This window comes from Bradyrhizobium sp. UFLA05-109, from assembly GCF_054185165.1.
This window is the reverse complement of the sequence record NZ_JBBIAR010000028.1, coordinates 1-15,418: the sequence shown is the minus strand read 5'-3', so window position 1 is coordinate 15,418 and position 15,418 is coordinate 1. Positions and strand designations below refer to the sequence as shown.

The 15,418-nt window shown below is 64.2% G+C and carries 15 protein-coding genes; 6 read left to right on the top strand and 9 right to left on the bottom strand.

Annotation, left to right across the window (positions count from 1 at the left end):
* Positions 1-27: 27 nt before the first annotated feature.
* Entirely contained in the window at positions 28-1,329 is a 1,302-nt protein-coding gene (gltA, locus tag Q3C01_RS21190; RefSeq protein ID WP_458147249.1) for a citrate synthase, read from the bottom strand.
* A gap of 142 nt (positions 1,330-1,471) precedes the next feature.
* On the bottom strand, positions 1,472-2,896 hold the full coding sequence (gene gltX / locus Q3C01_RS21185) for a glutamate--tRNA ligase (RefSeq protein ID WP_458147248.1): 1,425 nt from the start codon (positions 2,894-2,896) through the stop codon (positions 1,472-1,474).
* Positions 2,897-3,051: 155 nt separating this feature from the next.
* On the opposite strand from gltX, the gene Q3C01_RS21180 reads away from it, so the two are divergent.
* From Q3C01_RS21180 to Q3C01_RS21165, 4 genes are all read left to right on the top strand, one after another.
* Positions 3,052-4,731 carry a glutamine--tRNA ligase/YqeY domain fusion protein gene (locus tag Q3C01_RS21180; protein WP_458147247.1) on the top strand — a complete coding sequence of 560 codons (1,680 nt, stop codon included), beginning with the start codon at positions 3,052-3,054 and terminating at the stop codon, positions 4,729-4,731.
* Between the two features lie 18 nt (positions 4,732-4,749).
* Positions 4,750-5,136: a YybH family protein gene (locus tag Q3C01_RS21175; protein WP_458147246.1), complete on the top strand. Its 387-nt coding sequence runs from the start codon at positions 4,750-4,752 to the stop codon at positions 5,134-5,136.
* Between the two features lie 88 nt (positions 5,137-5,224).
* Positions 5,225-5,458 (top strand): DUF2171 domain-containing protein, encoded by a 234-nt coding sequence (locus tag Q3C01_RS21170; protein ID WP_458147245.1) that lies wholly within the window; start codon positions 5,225-5,227, stop codon positions 5,456-5,458.
* A 93-nt stretch (positions 5,459-5,551) separates the two neighbouring features.
* Entirely contained in the window at positions 5,552-7,831 is a 2,280-nt protein-coding gene (locus tag Q3C01_RS21165) for a ComEC/Rec2 family competence protein (protein WP_458147244.1), read from the top strand.
* Positions 7,832-7,839: 8 nt separating this feature from the next.
* On the opposite strand, the gene Q3C01_RS21160 is transcribed toward Q3C01_RS21165, so the two are convergent.
* The 4 genes from Q3C01_RS21160 to Q3C01_RS21145 all read right to left on the bottom strand — a co-directional run bounded on the left by Q3C01_RS21160 (position 7,840) and on the right by Q3C01_RS21145 (position 10,952).
* Complete coding sequence (locus tag Q3C01_RS21160) at positions 7,840-8,277, bottom strand: hypothetical protein (protein WP_027522621.1); 438 nt, start codon at positions 8,275-8,277, stop codon at positions 7,840-7,842.
* A gap of 214 nt (positions 8,278-8,491) precedes the next feature.
* Positions 8,492-8,698, bottom strand: coding sequence for a hypothetical protein (locus tag Q3C01_RS21155; protein WP_458147243.1), 207 nt, complete (start codon positions 8,696-8,698; stop codon positions 8,492-8,494).
* 168 nt (positions 8,699-8,866) lie between these two features.
* Positions 8,867-9,565: a transcriptional repressor LexA gene (gene lexA / locus Q3C01_RS21150; RefSeq protein ID WP_458147242.1), complete on the bottom strand. Its 699-nt coding sequence runs from the start codon at positions 9,563-9,565 to the stop codon at positions 8,867-8,869.
* A gap of 175 nt (positions 9,566-9,740) precedes the next feature.
* Positions 9,741-10,952: a molybdopterin molybdotransferase MoeA gene (locus Q3C01_RS21145; protein WP_458147241.1), complete on the bottom strand. Its 1,212-nt coding sequence runs from the start codon at positions 10,950-10,952 to the stop codon at positions 9,741-9,743.
* Between the two features lie 227 nt (positions 10,953-11,179).
* On the opposite strand from Q3C01_RS21145, the gene Q3C01_RS21140 reads away from it, so the two are divergent.
* Positions 11,180-11,356: a hypothetical protein gene (locus Q3C01_RS21140; RefSeq protein WP_458147240.1), complete on the top strand. Its 177-nt coding sequence runs from the start codon at positions 11,180-11,182 to the stop codon at positions 11,354-11,356.
* Between the two features lie 101 nt (positions 11,357-11,457).
* On the opposite strand, the gene Q3C01_RS21135 is transcribed toward Q3C01_RS21140, so the two are convergent.
* The 3 genes from Q3C01_RS21135 to Q3C01_RS21125 form a co-directional block, all read right to left on the bottom strand.
* The gene (locus tag Q3C01_RS21135; protein ID WP_458147239.1) at positions 11,458-11,661 is read right to left on the bottom strand and encodes a hypothetical protein; all 204 of its coding nucleotides are present in this window, start codon (positions 11,659-11,661) and stop codon (positions 11,458-11,460) included.
* A 169-nt stretch (positions 11,662-11,830) separates the two neighbouring features.
* Positions 11,831-12,460 (bottom strand): HAD-IA family hydrolase, encoded by a 630-nt coding sequence (locus tag Q3C01_RS21130; protein WP_458147238.1) that lies wholly within the window; start codon positions 12,458-12,460, stop codon positions 11,831-11,833.
* Between the two features lie 9 nt (positions 12,461-12,469).
* Positions 12,470-13,603 (bottom strand): alpha-hydroxy acid oxidase, encoded by a 1,134-nt coding sequence (locus Q3C01_RS21125; protein ID WP_458147237.1) that lies wholly within the window; start codon positions 13,601-13,603, stop codon positions 12,470-12,472.
* Between the two features lie 296 nt (positions 13,604-13,899).
* On the opposite strand from Q3C01_RS21125, the gene Q3C01_RS21120 reads away from it, so the two are divergent.
* A complete protein-coding gene (locus tag Q3C01_RS21120) occupies positions 13,900-15,240 on the top strand; it encodes a S41 family peptidase (RefSeq protein WP_458147236.1) in 1,341 nt (446 codons plus the stop codon).
* Positions 15,241-15,418: the final 178 nt, after the last annotated feature.

Here is a 15,418-nt window from a genome sequence, read left to right as displayed (position 1 = left end):
CCGTTTCGTTTGGCCTTGAAGCCGACCTTACTTCCGCTGGTCGATCGGCTGGTAGTCGCGTCTGGTGAGCCCGGTGTAGAGCTGGCGCGGGCGGCCGATCTTCTGCTGCGGATCCTCGATCATCTCGCTCCACTGGCTGATCCAGCCGACGGTGCGCGCGACCGCGAACAGCACGGTGAACATCGAGACCGGGAAACCCATCGCCTTCAGCGTGATGCCCGAATAGAAGTCGACGTTCGGGTAGAGCTTGCGGTCGATGAAGTACTGGTCGCTGAGGGCGATCTTCTCCAGCTCCAGCGCCACCTTCAGCATCGGATCGTCGCCATGGCCGGTCTCCTTGAGCACGGCGTGACACATCTTCTGCATGATCTTGGCGCGCGGATCGTAGTTCTTGTAGACGCGGTGGCCGAAGCCCATCAGGCGGACTTCGCTGTTCTTGTCCTTCACCTTGGCGATGAACTCGGGAATCTTGTCGACCGTGCCGATCTCGGCGAGCATCGCAAGCGCGGCTTCGTTGGCGCCGCCATGGGCCGGACCCCAGAGACAGGCGATGCCCGCTGCGATGCAGGCGAACGGATTGGCGCCGGAGGAGCCGGCGATGCGCACCGTCGAGGTCGACGCGTTCTGCTCATGGTCCGCGTGCAGGATGAAGATCTTCTCCAGTGCATCCGCGAGCACCGGATTGACCTTGTACTCCTCGCACGGCACGGCGAAGCACATGTTCAGGAAGTTCTCGGCGAACTTCAGCGAGTTCTTCGGATACACGAACGGCTGGCCGACCGAATATTTGTAGGCCATGGCGGCGAGCGTCGGGATCTTCGCGATCATGCGCATGGAGGCGATCATGCGCTGCTTCGGATCGGTGATGTCCGTGGAGTCGTGATAGAACGCGGCGAGCGCGCCGACGGAGGCCACCATCACCGCCATCGGATGAGCGTCGCGGCGGAAGCCCTGGAAGAAGCGGGCCATCTGCTCGTGCACCATCGTGTGGTGCGTGACGCGGTAGTCGAAATCCTTCTTCTGGGCCGCCGTCGGCAGCTCCCCGTAAAGCAGAAGGTAGCAGGTCTCCAGGAAGTCGCCGTGCTCGGCGAGCTGCTCGATCGGATAGCCGCGGTATTCGAGCACGCCGGCGTCGCCGTCGATATAGGTGATCTTGGACTGGCAGCTCGCGGTCGAGGTGAAGCCCGGATCGTAGGTGAAGAGGCCGGATTGGCCGTAGAGCTTGCCGATGTCGACGACGTCAGGCCCGACGCTGCCGCTCAGGATCGGGAGATCGTAATTCTTGTTTCCGACCGTCAGCGTTGCTGTTTTTGTGGATTTTGCGTCCATCGTAAGTCCCCGATGAATTGTGAAACGGGCCGGACCTGATCGTCCCCCATCAGATGGCGGGGCAAGCCGGATATTCCAGAAGCTACGGGTGAGATGGGTATATTATTGCTGTGTGCGCTGCAAGATGGGCACCGCACAGGACTTACGTCGTAGATTGATCCTTCAGCCGGCCCAGGCTTTCCTGGCGTCCCAGGACGTCCAAAACCTCGAAAATACCGGGCGAGGTGGACCGTCCCGTCAGCGCCGCTCGCAATGGCTGGGCGACCGCACCGAGCTTGAGATTGTTTTCCTCGGCAAAGGCGCGCAGCGCGGCCTCCGCGGTGGCCGCGCTCCAGCTCTCGACATTCTCCAGCGCGGAATGAAGCTGGCCGATCAGCGCCCGGTTCTCTGCCGTCAGCAGCGCTGCTGCCTTGGGATCGAGCTCCAGCGGCCGGTCGGCGAAGATGAAATAGGCGCCGTCGATCAGCTCGATCAGCGTCTTGGCGCGCTCTTTCAGGCTCGGCATGGCCTTCAGAAGCTGCGCGCGCGTGGCATCGTTCAGCTTGGCCTTGAGCTCGGCTCGTCCCGGAATGTGGTCGAGCACGTCCTCGAACATCTTCACGAGTGATTGATCGTCCGCGTTACGGATGTAGTGGCCGTTGAGGTTCTCGAGCTTGGCAAAGTCGAAACGTGCGGCGGCGCGGCCGACGCTGGCGAGGTCGAACGCCGCGATCATCTCCTCGGTCGAGAAGATCTCCTGGTCGCCATGACTCCAGCCGAGCCGGACGAGGTAATTGCGTAGCGCGGCAGGCAGATAGCCCATGGCGCGGTAGGCGTCGACGCCGAGCGCGCCGTGCCGCTTGGACAGCTTCGAGCCGTCCGGGCCGTGGATCAGCGGGATGTGCGACATGCTCGGCAGCGTCCAGCCCATCGCATCGTAGATCTGCTTCTGGCGCGCGGCATTGATGAGATGATCGTCGCCGCGGATCACATGGGTGACGCCCATGTCGTGGTCGTCGACTACCACCGCGAGCATGTAGGTCGGCGTACCATCGCCGCGGAGCAGAACGAGGTCGTCGAGGTTCTCGTTCTGCCAGACCACGCGGCCCTGCACCTGGTCCTCGATCACGGTCTCGCCGGTCTGCGGCGCGCGCAGCCGGATCGTCGGCTTGACGTTGGTTGGCGCGGTTGCCGGATCGCGGTCGCGCCACATGCCGTCATAGAGGCGGGTGCGGCCCTCGGCGCGCGCCTTCTCGCGCATTGCGGCGAGCTCCTCGGCCGTTGCGTAGCAGTGATAGGCCTTGCCGTCGGCGAGCAGCTGCTCGGCCACCTCGCGGTGGCGAGCGGCGCGGCTGAACTGGTAGATCACCTCGCCGTCCCAGCCGAGCTCAAGCCACTTCAGTCCGTCGAGGATGGCGCCGATCGCCGCCTCGGTGGAGCGCTCGCGGTCGGTATCCTCGATCCGGAGCAGCATCTTGCCGCCGTGCTTCTTTGCGTAGAGCCAGTTGAACAGCGCCGTGCGGGCGCCCCCGATATGGAGGAAGCCGGTCGGCGAGGGGGCGAAGCGCGTGACGACGGTATCGGTCATGAGTGGAACGGCCTATGCATTGGAGGCGGTGGTGTATAGCAGGAACGGTGCATAACTAAAGCCTGCCGGCGGACCGCTTCGGACCGGGCTGAGGGCTTGGCTCAGCCTCCCGAAACTGGCAGAAGGACCGCTGATTTCCCTACAGGATTTTCGGAATGACGACAGAACCGGTGGCAACTGAGGCGGGGCGCGATTTCATTCGTGACATCGTCCAGGCCGATCTCGATGCGGGCAGGTACAAGGAGGTCGTGACCCGGTTCCCGCCGGAGCCGAATGGGTACCTGCACATCGGCCATGCCAAGTCGATTGCGCTCAATTTCGGCATCGCCGAGGAATTTCGCGGCCGCTGCCACTTACGCTTCGACGACACCAATCCGGTCAAGGAGGAGCAGGAGTATATCGATTCCATCCAGGCCGACGTGCACTGGCTCGGCTTCGACTGGGGCAAGAACCTGTTCTACGCCTCGGATTACTTTGACCGCCTCTACGAATGGGCGGAGAAGCTGATCCGCGACGGGCTCGCTTATGTCGACGACCAGACCCAGGACGAGATCCGGCTTACGCGCGGCACGCTAACCGATCCGGGAAAGAACTCGCCATTCCGCGACCGCACGGTCGAGGAGAACCTCGACCTGTTCCGCCGCATGAAGGCCGGCGAATTCCCGAATGGCGCGCGCGTGCTGCGGGCGAAGATCGACATGGCTTCGCCGAACATCAACCTGCGCGATCCCGTGATGTACCGCATCCTGCATGCGCATCACCCGCGGACCGGCGACAAGTGGTGCATCTATCCGAGCTACGACTACGCGCACGGCCAGTCGGATGCGATCGAAAGCATCACCCACTCGATCTGCACGCTGGAATTCGAGGACCACCGTCCGCTTTACGACTGGTTCATCGAAAAGCTGCCGGTGCCCTCGGAGCCGCATCAGTACGAATTCGCGCGGCTGAACCTGACCTACACGGTGTTATCGAAGCGCGTGCTCACCCAGCTCGTGCGCGACGGCCACGTCGCGGGCTGGGACGATCCGCGCATGCCGACCATGGCGGGCCTGCGCCGCCGCGGCGTGCCGCCGGCCGCACTTCGCGAATTCGTCAAGCGCATCGGTGTGGCGAAAGCCAACAGCGTGGTCGACGTCGGCATGCTCGAATTCTGCATCCGCGAGGAATTGAACCGCACGTCGCAGCGGCGCATGGCGGTGCTGCGGCCGCTCAAGGTCGTGATCGAGAACTACCCGGAAGGGCAGGTCGAGGAGCTCGAGGCGATCAACCATCCGGACGATCAGTCGGCCGGCACGCGCAAGATCGCGTTCTCCCGCGAGATCTATATCGAGCGCGACGACTTCATGGAAAATCCGCCGAAGAAGTTTTTCCGCCTGTCGCCGGGCAACGAGGTGCGGCTGCGCTACGCCTATTTCATCAAGTGCACTGACGTGATCAAGAACGACGCCGGCGAAGTGGTCGAGCTCCGCTGCACCTATGATCCCCTGACCAAGGGCGGCAACGCGCCCGATGGCCGCAAGGTCAAGGCGACCATGCACTGGCTGCCAGCGGCGCAGTCCGTACCCGCCGAGATCCGCGTCTATAACCAGCTGTTCTCGAACCCGAGCCCGAACGCGGCCAATTTTGCCGCCGATCTAAACCCGCAGTCGCTGGAGATCCTTCCCGACGCGCGGATCGAGGTGTCGGTTGCCGAGAGCAATGCGACCGAGCCGATGCAGTTCGAGCGGCAGGGCTACTTCGTGCGCGACAAGGATTCGACGCCGGGCAAGCCGGTGTTTTCGCGGACGATCGGATTGCGCGACACGTTTGCGAAGGAAGTCGCCAAAGGCTGAAAAGGGCTGAGCTGCCGCATGCCAGATGACGCCGACGCCATCGTTTCCGCCATCATCGCGAAATGGTCCGCCGGCTTCGCAAGGCTGGATGCGCCGGCACTGTCGTCGCTGTATTCGAGGAACGCGTTCTTCTTTGGCTCCAACCCAAAGTTCTATCGGGGCAGGGATGGTGTTGCCGATTATTTCAACGGCTTGCCGCGCTGGCATTCGCCAAATGCGACCTTTTCCGAAGTGCGGGCGGCGCAGGTCGGGCCGGACCTGATCAACATGGCCGCGATTGTCTCCTTTGACCTTGCCGGGGAACGCCCGGAGCTTTCGGTCAAGATGAGCTGGGTCATCATTCGTGAGGACGGTGACTGGAAAATCGTCAATCACCACGCCTCGTCGCGCGCGCCGCTGATCTGACAAGCGTGCCGTGCACGGCATCGTCATTTCGACGAGAGAAACGAACCTGCCTCTTCCGGCGTTGTGTGGGTCCAACGAGGATCCCACCATGCAAGAGATCGCAGAGCACATGGAAGTGATCGGCGCCGACGGCGTTCATATCGGTACCGTCGACCGCGTCGAGGGCAACCGCATCAAGCTGACCAGGAAGGACAGCGGAGAGGGCAGCCACAAGGGCCATCATCATTTCATCGACAAGGGCCTCGTTGCCGATATCGAGGGCAACAAGGTCCGGCTCTCGGCCAAGGCGGCGGTGGCGGTGACGATGGAAGAGGAAAAGTAGCGGCCCCTCGGCCGGTTCCCTTTCTGTTCCGCTATTCGCATCCCCACACCTTCCGGTAGCCTCCGCACCCGTCGCGTATTGTAAGGTGCAGGAATGGCGGAGCCTCCCCGGCCACACCGCTCGCAAGGGATCGCCGGGACATGGCCAACGGGCCGTGCCTTTCCGGCCGGCGGACTTGTGCCAGCAGGCTTTGGCGCGTGGTCGTCACTGGCCGAGACGTTACGCGGATGGGCGAGCGCGGAAGCTGGCGCCGGTCGGCTGCTGCCGTGGGTGCCCGTGGCCTTCGGGAGCGGGATTGCACTCTATTTTGCTGCCGACCACGAACCTGTGCTCTTGGTCGCCGCGATCACGGCGCTGGTGCTCATGGCAGGTAGCCTGCTGTTGCGGCGGAGCCGGTTGTTCGCGCCCGCCATCATGATCGCCGCGATCGCCGCAGGCTTTGCGACGGCGACCTGGAAGACGGCGCGCATCGCGCACACAGTGCTGGCCAAGCCGCTCTATTCGGTGGCGCTGTCCGGCTTCGTCGAGACGCGCGATATTCGCGAGCGGACCGACCGCTTCGTGCTGCGGGTGACTACGATGGAGGCGCCGCGCGGCGACATCCAGCTCGAGCGCGTGCGGCTGTCTGTGCGCAAGGGCACAGCGCCGGAGGTCGGCAGCTTCGTGCAACTCAAGGCGCGGCTGATGCCGCCGCTCGCGCCGCTGCGTCCCGGCAGCTATGATTTCGCTCGCGACATGTTTTTTCAGGGCATCGGCGCGTCCGGCTTTGCGATGGGGGCGATCACGGTTGCCGCGGCACCGGAGACCGGAGGCTTGCGACTGCGCTATGCCGCGATCATGCAGGGCCTGCGCGATGCAATCGACGCGCGTATCCGCGCCACGCTCGACGGCGACAATCGTGCGATCGCCACCGCGCTCCTTACCGGGCGGCGCGATGCGATCACCGAGCCCGTCAACGACGCGATGTTCATCTCCGGCCTCGGGCACGTGCTGTCGATCTCCGGCTACCACATGGCGGTCGTCGCCGGCGTGGTGTTTTTTGCGGTACGCGCGCTGCTGGCGTTGATCCCGGGATTTGCGGCGGGCCATCCGATCAAGAAATGGTCCGCGGCGGCAGCACTTGTGGCCGCTGCGTTTTACCTGCTGCTGTCCGGCGCCGAGGTCGCAACACAGCGCTCTTTCTTCATGACAGCGGTAGTGCTGATCGCGGTGATGGTCGATCGCCGCGCCATCACCTTCCGCACGCTGGCGGTTGCCGCGATGATCGTGCTCGCTGTTGCGCCGGAGGCCCTGGTGCACCCGAGCTTCCAGATGTCGTTCGCGGCAACGCTTGGTCTTGTCGCGCTGGTGCAGATCGGCATGCCGAAGCTGTTGGCCTCGCCCGACGACTCCGCCACCGCGCGCATCGCGCTCTGGGGGGGCCGCGAACTCGTCATGCTGCTGATGGCCTCGCTGATCGCGGGGCTCGCAACGACGCCCTATGCCGCCTTCCATTTCCACCGCGTCACGCCCTACGGCGTGCTCGCCAATCTCGCGGCGATGCCGGTGGTCTCGGCGCTGGTGATGCCCGCCGGACTTTTGGGGCTGATCGCAGCGCCGTTCGGGCTCGACGGCGTGTTCTGGTGGTTGATGGGGATCGGCATCGACTGGATGGTCGTCGTGACGCGCTGGGTCGCGGCGTTGCCGGGCGCGGTCGGACGCATCACCGCCTTCGGCGCCGGTCCGCTGATTGCCGCCAGCATCGGCCTCGTCGTGATGGGCCTGTTGCGGACGCCGCTGCGCTGGACGGGTGTCGTCGTGTTGGCGCTCGCGATCGGCTGGGCGCTGCATATGCGCCAGCCCGACATCCTGATCGCAGGCGACGGCCACAGCGTCGCGGTGCGCGGCAGGGACGGCCAACTGCACCTGATCCGAACCGGCAAGGACAATTTTCTCCTCAAGGAGTGGCTTGCGGCCGATGCCGATCCGCGCAGTGCGACGGATGCGTCGCTCGCCGACGGAGTCTCATGCGACGAGGCCGGCTGCGTGACACCGCTCGCCGATGGTCGCCTGGTCGCGCTCTCGCTGCGTGTCGATGCGCTGGCGGATGATTGCAGCCGCGCCGCGCTGGTGGTGACGGCGAAGCCGGCAGCAACCGATTGCACGGCGATGGTCGTGGATCGCGAGCGTCTGAAGACGCAAGGAGCGCTCGCGCTATCGCGCGAGGGCGACGGTTTCACGCTGCGAACGGTAAAAATAAGGGGCGCAAACCGCCCCTGGTCGCCGGCCGGGGCCGGCGATAGTGATTTCGAGCTCAGCCTCGCACCGCGGCCGGCTACTCCACGCAGCAAGGATGCTACGCCGTCGGAGGCCGACCTGCAGGCCGAGGATTGAAAGACGCGTCAGCCGATCGGCAGGCGTGTCGTAGGCGTCGTGGTGGTGTGCTGCTCGACGGCGGGCTGCTCAGTCTTCTCGCCGAGCGGCTGCGTTACCGGCAATTGCAGAACCGTGGCACGCTGTCCCTCGACGAGTTGCGTCACCAGTACGTAGTTGCCGTCGGGGAATTCGATCGCATCATGATGACGATCGGGAATGTGCGGATCGACCTTACCGAACTTGCCGACGCGGGAATTGACGGTGCGCGTCCAGATCCAGCGATTGTCGTAGCGGACGTTGTCGGCGAAGGCGAGCTCGGTGCCGGGCAGGAGGCAGACGGCAACCGAGAGATCACGCTCCGACGCAAATCCACGCGTCGAGGTGCCGCGGAAGGTTGTCGTGACGATCGTCTCGCCGACTTGAGCGGGGCGGGTCGCAACGGCATGTAGGCTGTAGTCACACATCGGAGTGCTCCTCATGCGAGATAGCAGGTCCGCGCCCCCCCGGAGGCGCAGGCCTCTATCAGAGTTGGAAGCCTTGGAGTGTATCGCTTTTGTGGGCAAATCTGCGGCCCGTCTGCGCGTCGCCCGATCACATTATCTTTCCCGGCACACCAGGAACAAAGCCTCGCGCCGCCAGTCTATCTTGGTTCACGCCATTCACTTACGCGAGCTTCCATCAGCGGCCGGCAGGAGCGGAGTACCCCGAATAGGGCCATCTCACCTGCGCCGCAGGTGCGATCGCATTGTTGGACTTGCGGAATGGCGCGCTGGTTGCCGCGTGCTCTGCCTTGCGGGCGCCATGCTGGTGTTGCGCTGCATCGCTCGCGGATGCCGATTCCGCGATCAAGGCTGCCGAGATCGCGCTCAAAATCATCTGCCGCATGGGTTTTGTCCTCTGCATCGTGCACAGCGCATTCGCGCCTGCCATGCTCGAGGATTAGCTTCGCGCAGGTGTGGGGATAATCACAATGGAAGCGAAAACACCATTTTGCCGGAGCGGACAATCCGTCCGCCCGCATCGTTGCGCAATAACCGGCAATCTGGCGGGCAATCAGTACTTCCGGTACAGCCCGATCAGCTTGCCCTGAATCTTCACCCGGTTCGGCGGCAGGATGCGCACCTCATAGGCGGTGTTGGCGGGCTCCAACGCGATTGACGCGCCGCGACGGCGGAAGCGCTTGAGCGTCGCTTCCTCATCGTCGATCAGCGCCACCACGATGTCGCCGGTGTCGGCGGTCTCGTTGCGCTGGATCAGCGCCATGTCGCCATCCAGGATGCCGGCGTCGACCATCGAATCGCCGCGCACTTCGAGCGCGTAGTGCTCGCCCGAGCCGAGCATGTCCGGAGGCACGCTGATGGTGTGGCTGCGGGTCTGCAATGCCTCGATCGGCGTGCCGGCTGCGATCCGTCCCATCACGGGCACGGCGACGGGGCGATCGCCGTCGTCGACGGGAGCGCTTACGCCCCGCACCTTGCCGAGATTGCCTTCGATGACGCTCGGCGTGAAGCCGCGGCGGCCGGCGCCCGCGGCCTGAAGCTCGGGCAGCTTGATGACCTCAATGGCGCGCGCGCGGTTGGGCAGGCGACGGATGAAGCCGCGCTCTTCCAGCGCAGTGATCAGCCGGTGGATGCCCGACTTCGAGCGAAGATCGAGCGCGTCCTTCATCTCATCGAAGGAGGGCGGCACGCCGCTTTCCTTGAGGCGCTCACTGATGAACCGCAGAAGCTCGTATTGTTTGCGCGTTAACATCTCGACCAAATCCCCCGGTTGATGTCGTTCGATTCCGAGACGCCAGATTCAGCAGAAGCCGCTAGATGCTCGAAACAAATCATGAACGGACACTATATGTTCGATATGTGTTCCGCAACCACTTAATTTTGGGTGAACGCAGCGAAGTTCGCGCTACACGTGAATCAGATCGCCCTCACAAGGGCAGCCGCAACACCTCGCAAGGCGTGCCTGCTTCAGCCTTCGGTGCGAACGGCGCGCGCACGAGAAGTGCCTGTGCCATAGCGAGATTCGCAAGCAGTGAGGAGTCCTGGTGGTTGACGGGAACGGCCACGAGCGTGCCGTCCTCGCGCTCCTCGAGCCGGGCGCGCAGATAATCCTCACGGACGTCGTTGGGCCCGACGTCGCGCCCGAGCACGGCGCGCTCGCGGCGGTGATGAACGCGAGAGCGGCCAGCAAGCGCGCGAATCAACGGCACCATGAACAGGAAGCCGCAGACATAGGACGAGACCGGATTGCCGGGCAGGCCGATCACCCGCATCGCGCCGAGACGGCCGTGCATCATCGGCTTGCCCGGCCGCATCGCGATCTTCCAGAACGCCATCTCGAAACCTTCGGCCTGAAGCGCCGGCCTCACCAGGTCGTGGTCGCCGACCGAGGCCCCGCCGGTCGTGATCAGGATGTCGGCGCCGCTCTCGCGGGCGCGGCGGATGCCGGCGCTGGTCGCCGCAACGGTATCGGCGGCAATGCCGAGATCGACCGTTTCGGCGCCCTCGGCCCGCGCCAGCGCGTGCAGGGCATAGCCGTTGGAAAAGACGATCTGGCCCGCGCCCGGCGTTGAGCCCGGCATCACGAGTTCGTCGCCGGTCGCGAGAATCGCGATCCTGGGCCGGCGACGGACGGCTAGCTGCGGATGGTTCATGCCGGCGGCGAGTGATAGGTCGCGTTCGGTGAGCCTTGCTCCTTCTCGCAGGAGCACGTCGCCTTCGCGGAAATCGACGCCGGCGGGACGGATGTGCCTTCCAACGATCGCGGCCTCCTTGACCGTGACGCGCCTGCCGTCAGCGACTGTGTCCTCCTGGATTACCACCGCGTCCGCGCCATCGGGCACTACGCCGCCCGTGAAGATCCGTACTGCCTGACCCGCACCGACCGTTCCCGCAAACGGTCGTCCTGCTGCGACCTCGCCGATCACGGTGAGCTCTGTGCCCACCTCTGCCGCATCGGCAGCGCGCACCGCATAGCCATCCATCGCCGACATCGCCTGCGGCGGCTGCGTGCGCCGCGCCGCGACGTCGCGCGCCAGCACGCGATGGTAGGCCGCATCGAGCGCAACCATCTCGTCCGCGACAGGCTCGACGCCCGCGAGCACCGCATCGAGCGCGTCGGAAACCGGCATCAGGGCCACGGGCTGAACTCCTGCTGGGCAAATCGTAAGGACAGGTCGCGTTGCGTTCTAGCCGAGTGCGGGCGTCGAGGCAAAAGGCGCGAACGCGAAGGTGGAGATGAAATTGTCTTTCCAGCAGCAGGACGGCAGGATGCCCTTTGGGACAATATCGCCTCGTTCCGCTTCCGGCTCAGAATTGCTGCGCGCCCGCACGCAAGGCGCGTCGGGAGACGTCCGGGAGAACCCTGATGGCAGAGACTTCAAAGCTGTCGGTTGAGAAAGCGCTCGAGAAGCTGCGCGGCGATGAGCCGCCGAAGTCGCGGAGCGCAAAGCTCGATGAGGAGATCGAAGCGCTCAAGGAGAAGACCAGCCGCATGCGCGCGCAACGGCAGCGTCTCGATCGGCCCAAGTCCAAGCGCAGCTGAGTGCGCTTACCTTGGCCGCCGCGCGATCGTCTCAATGACGAGGAAGACCGGGATAATGGTGGCCAAACATACCACGGCGACGACCAGGCTCACGGCTAGCATCAGGTGGCTCCCGTTTCATTGTCCGGATCGACGTCGGGCGCCTTCAGGCTGTGATCCATTTCGGGCAGGGGGTCGCCCTGCGATTTCAGATCCGCCGCCTTGCTGACCAGCTTTGCGGACAGCTGCGAATTCGACGTTGATTTGGCGAACTTGAGAAGAATCGAGGCTTGCTTGTTGAAATATGCCTTGCCCAACACGATCACGCGTCCGTTGTAGAAAATCCCAACGGGCATATGACTCCCGACGCGGTGATCCGTTCCGGGAACTCTGTGCAAAAATACACAGAATAAGTTGGTTCCACATTTTGCCAAAAAAGTTCCCGGAAGAAGCTGGAACCAAAGACTGAGCTACCGCAACAATGCGGCCGCGCTCTCAGATACCGAGGGCCTTCAGCGTCTCGCCGACATCGCGAGGCGACGTCACGTGAACCGCCGTCAGACCGCGTGCCCGCGCGCCTTCGACGTTTTCCGCGAGATCGTCGAAGAACACGATTCGCTGCGCCGGCACGCCGATCGCGGCGACGACATGGTCGAAGGCTTCCGCATCGGGTTTGCGCAGGCCGATGCTGGAGGACAGGTACATCTCGCGGAAATGGCCGAGCACGTCAGCATACTCCTTCGAGAAATATTCCACATGCGGCCGGTTGGTGTTGGAGAAGGCGTAGAGCGGCACGTGCTGTGCGGCGCGCGGCAACAGGTTTGAGATGTCGGGCATCTCGCCCGCGAAGATCGCATTCCACCCCTCCAGGAACTGCGCGTCGGAAATCTCGATCCCGAGCGAGCGCCGCAGCGAGTCGAAATAGACCTCGTCGCTGATCTTGCCCATCTCGTGCAGCCGATAGGATTCGCTGTCCCGCACATAGCGCGCGACGATGGCTTGTGGCTCGCAGCCGGCATGTCCCGCCCAGCAGGCGATCGCCTTGGAGAAATCGATGTCGAGCACGACGCGACCGAGATCGAACAGAAGCGCATCAGCGCTGCCGGGACAGAGGAGGGAGGTCATTGCATCCTTTCAGTAACGATAAGGCTCGATATCCAGAAGCGGAAACGCGCTGAACACGCTTGGTGCGTTGGTGGCGGTCGCCGGATGCAGGCAGGATGCGTTCACTTCGGCAAACGAAGTGGCGCCCAGCAGCCCGAGACAGCGCAGTACTTCGTCTTCCAGCAGCTCCAGCATCCGCGTGATGCCGGCTTCGCCGGCTGCAGCCAGCGCCCAGCACTGCAGGCGCCCGATGCCGACGAGGTCGGCGCCCATGGCGATCGCCTTGACGATATCGGTGCCGCGGCAGAAGCCGCCGTCGACCATGATCTTCGCGCGCCCCTTCACGGCATCGACGATCTCCGGCAGCACATGCATGGCGCCGCGGCCATGATCGAGCTGGCGGCCGCCATGGTTGGAGACGTAGATCCACTCGACGCCGTGATCGACGGCGATTTGCGCGTCCTCGGCCGTCGCGATGCCCTTGATGATGAGCGGGATCTCGAACTTGTCCTTGATCAGCTTCACGGTCCGCCACTCCAGGCCCTTCTGGTAATCGCCGCCGGTGGCGCGCAGCCGGCTCTCGCGAACATAGCGCTTGGCGATGTCGCGTTCGCGACGGCTGTAATGGGCTGTGTCGACCGTCAGGCAGAACGCGGCATAGGTGCTTTTCACCGCGCGGGCGACGACATCCTCGACGAAGGCGTCATCGCCGCGGACATAGAGCTGGTAGAAGCGTAGCGCATCGGGAGCCGCTTCCGCGGTCTTCTCGAGGCCCGGGTCCGACACCGAACTCAGCATGTGCGCCGCGCCGAATGCGCCGGCGCCACGCGCAACGGACGCTGCGCCATGCGGATCGAAGATTTCGAGCGCGCCGACCGGCGCCAGCACCACCGGCAGGCGCATCTTGCGGCCGAACTGCGCGACGGAACCATCGACGTTGCGCATGTCGCGCAGCACGCGCGGGCGGAAGGCGATCTCGTCCAGGGCCATGCGGTTGCGGCGCATCGTGGTCTCGGTCTCGGCGGCGCCGACGATATAGTCCCAGGCGTTCTGGTTGAGGTTGGAACGCGCCTTGCGGATGAATTCGTGCAGGTTCTGGAACGGCTCGTCGCTGGCGCCCAGTTCGATGTTTCGTTGGGACCGGACGCGGGGCGCTTCGTTCATTGTTATCCTCCCGAGAATTTGAAGCCTTATTCCATCGCCTAACCGGTTCGGCGCGCCAAAACCATCCCAAAATCGCATAGCTTGAACGCAGAGCCGGGCGGGTCGATTCCCCGCCCCCGGCGCGAACCGGCCGATGAACGTTGCCAAAAGTTTAGGCTGGGACGAAGGGATTCTTGCCGGATGCAAGCCGACGTCGCGGACCGGCCTTGAAGAAACCAGAATGGTATTGTGAGACACGGGTTGGATCGCCATTTGCATGGCGGCTCCCAACCGCCAGCGAAAAGGCCAATCAATCCATGCGGAAAACCCTGCTGTTCCCCCTCGGCGCGCTCACCGGCGCGTGTTTGACTCTGCTGGCGACCTCTCCGCAAGGCGGACATTGGGTGGCGAGAGCGGCGGCGGGCGCGGACGATGCCTATTCGCAACTGAACCTGTTCGGTGAGGTCTTCGAGCGGGTCAAGGCGAGCTACGTCGAGAAGCCCGACAACGCCAAGCTGATCGAGGGTGCCATCAACGGCATGGTCACCTCGCTCGATCCGCATTCGCGCTACATGAACGACAAGGCCTGGACCGAGATGCAGGAGACCACCTCCGGCGAGTTCGGCGGGCTCGGCATCGAGGTCACGATGGAGGAGGGCCTCGTCAAGGTCGTGGCGCCCATCGACGACACGCCGGCCTCCAAGGCCGGCCTCCTGTCCGGCGACCTCATCAGCAAGATCGATGGCGAGGCCGTGATGGGCATGACGCTCGAGCAGGCCGTCAACAAGATGAAGGGCCCGGTCGACACCAAGACCAAGCTCACCATCGTGCGCAAGGGCGCCGACGCGCCGCTCGACGTCGCGATCACGCGCGAGATCATCCATGTGCGCCCGGTCAGGTTCCACACCGAGAGCGGCGATATCGGCTATATCCGCGTCACCTCGTTCAATGAGCAGACCACCGACGGCCTGCGCAAGGCGATTGCGTCGATCTCCAAGGAGATCCCGCAGGAAAAGCTCGCAGGCTACGTCGTCGATCTCCGCAACAATCCGGGCGGGCTGCTCGACCAGGCGGTTTCGGTGTCGAGCACCTTCCTCGCCCGCGGCGAGGTGGTGTCGACCCGCGGACGGAACCCGGAAGAGACTCAGCGCTTCTCAGCGCATGGCGGCGACCTCACCAAGGGCAAGCCGCTGGTGGTGCTGATCAACGGCGGCTCGGCTTCCGCGTCCGAGATCGTGGCCGGCGCGCTGCATGACCACAAGCGCGCCACTCTGATCGGCACGCGCTCGTTCGGCAAGGGCTCGGTGCAGACGATCATCCCGCTCGGCACCGGCAGCGGCGCGCTCGCGCTGACCACCGCGCGCTACTACACGCCGTCGGGCCGCTCGATCCAGGCGCAAGGCATCGCGCCCGACATCGAGATCCTCCAGGACGTCCCGCCGGAGCTGAAGGGCCGTGTCGACACGATGGCCGAATCCCAGATGCGCGGCCATCTCTCCGCAGCCGACGGCAGCGAGCAGACCGGATCGCAATCCTACGTGCCGCCGGAAGAGAAGGACGACAAGGCGCTGCACGCAGCTTTCGACTTCCTGCACGGCGTGACCGCGAACGCTGCCACGGCAGCGCGACCGACGCCGAAGGCAGCGGTGCCAAACTAGGCTCTAAAGCGCGATGAGATCAGAATGAATCATCATCGCGCTTTAGGTTGTTGTTTGAGCATGATCTTCCCGGAAAACCGCTTCACACTTTTCCGGATCATGCTTTAGGCCTCGCGTCGTGGTTCGCAGGGTGGGCAAAGCGAGGTGTGCCCAACCTCGTGTCTCGCCGCGGATACAG